The 285-nt window shown below is 60.0% G+C and carries 1 rRNA gene; it reads left to right on the plus strand.

The features are described 5' to 3' along the window. Positions 1-285 (plus strand): 23S ribosomal RNA (locus AC27E8_RS00220); the annotation flags it as partial.

Raw genomic sequence — 285 nt, forward strand, 5'->3', positions numbered from 1 at the left:
AGAAGCAGCCATCATTGAAAGAGTGCGTAATAGCTCACTGGTCGAGTGGCGCTGCGCGGAAAATGGAACGGGGCTAAACCGGACACCGAAGCTCGGGATGGCGACATGGTAGGGGAGCGTTCCATGTGCGGGGAAGCTGAGCCGTAAGGCTTGGTGGAGCGCATGGAAGTGAGAATGCCGGTATGAGTAGCGAAAAGAGGGGTGAGAATCCCCTCCGCCGAAAGCCCAAGGTTTCCTGGGGAAGGCTCGTCCGCCCAGGGTCAGTCGGGACCTAAGGCGAGGCCG

The sequence above is a fragment of the Alicyclobacillus sp. CIJ1 genome (assembly GCF_057538885.1).